Source organism: Streptomyces sp. NPDC097129 (genome assembly GCF_055668065.1).
In genome coordinates this window covers 1-1,495 of sequence record NZ_JBVOQE010000059.1, presented here as the reverse complement: position 1 = coordinate 1,495, position 1,495 = coordinate 1, and the positions used below count along the sequence as shown (strand labels likewise).

The 1,495-nt window shown below is 61.6% G+C and carries 1 protein-coding gene and 1 pseudogene; both read left to right on the top strand.

From position 1 onward, the window contains the following. Positions 1 to 241 precede the first annotated feature (241 nt). Positions 242 to 510, top strand: a pseudogene (locus AC0B9F_RS38075) (transposase); the annotation flags it as partial. A gap of 188 nt (positions 511 to 698) precedes the next feature. Further along, entirely contained in the window at positions 699 to 1,274 is a 576-nt protein-coding gene (locus tag AC0B9F_RS38070; protein WP_003943371.1) for a recombinase family protein, read from the top strand. Positions 1,275 to 1,495: the final 221 nt, after the last annotated feature.

Sequence of the window (1,495 nt, the reverse complement as noted above, 5' to 3'; positions counted from 1 at the left end):
CTTGCATGGCTCATGGCAGGCCTGGCGCCGCTGTCGACTCAGGACTGTTCCTGATCTTATCTCGGATTGGCAACGACGACTGCTCTCGCGGGCATTGCCGTGATCGTTCTTCAGCACCACATCGCTTGGCCGTCTGTTTGAATGTGGCCTGCACGGGTAGTTGATGTCATAGACCGCGGCGCTGGGGACAGTGTCCGCTGTTCTCGAAGTATGTGGTTCAGCTCGAAGATAGATACAGGACTGGGCTGCCCGACCGCTCGACGAGGTATACGCTGCGATTTTCGTCGATGCGATCGTCGTCAAAGTCCGCCGGCGGTCAGGTCGCAAACCGGCCGATCTATGCCGCGATCGGCGTTAGCCTCGACGGACACCGCGACGTGCTCGGATTGTGGGCCGGCCCCGGCGGTGAGGGCGCCAATTTCTTCGATGAGCGTGCTGACAGACATCCGACATCGCGGCACCCGGGACGTATTCTTCCTGGTCTGCGACGGGCTCAAAGGCCTACCGGACGAAGCATCACAACACGAGTCACAGTCGACCCAGGTTCGGCCAACTCCCACACCAGTCGCTCCGGAGCGCGAACTTGCTGACCTCGACACCACCAAGTTCCATACCCACTGGAGCCCCGAGGTCGACCACCAACTCATGAACAGCCGCACCATCCCACAACACAGCAGCAGACCAGAAGGACCGAGACTGTGAGCATCATCGGATACGCCCGCGTCTCCACCCTCGAACAAAACCCCGAGCTGCAGCAGCACGCACTCCGCCAAGCCGGCGCGATCCGCATCTTCACCGACTACGAATCCGGCTCGACAACGCAGCGCCCCCAGCTCACCGAATGCCTGAACTACCTACGCGATCACGACGGTGATGTCCTTGTCGTCTGGAAACTTGATCGCCTCGGACGATCCGTCCGCCACGTCATCGACACAGTCCACAACCTCGGCGAACGTGGTATCGCATTCCGTTCCCTCACCGAAGGATTCGACACAACCACCGCAGGCGGCGAATTCTTATTCCACATCATGGCAGCCCTCGCCCAAATGGAACGCCGCATGATCGTCGAACGCACCCACGCCGGCCTCGAAGCCGCTCGACGCCAAGGTCGACACGGCGGCCGGCCCACCGTCATGACCCCCGAACGCACCGAACTCGCCCGCACGATGCGTGAACAGGGCAAAAGCCTCGACACGATAGCTTCGACACTCCGTGTCGGCAGATCCTCCGTCAGTCGTGCCCTCGCACCCGAGAAGGCCGGCGGGCAGCAGTAATCCTCACACGAACCAAGCACGAGCCGAACCGTCAAAACCGACGCGGTACCGCCCTGTGTCCGCAGCCTGTCCCTCCATTCGAGCCAACCCATCGGCAGGGTCCCGATGCGCCGCCGTTCCTTTGGCCGTGGGATCGGCGGCGAGAGCGCTCAAATACAACAGAATTGGCTCGGAAACCCCCGTGGGTCAACACATAATCATCAGCCATGTCTTCTGCCCGC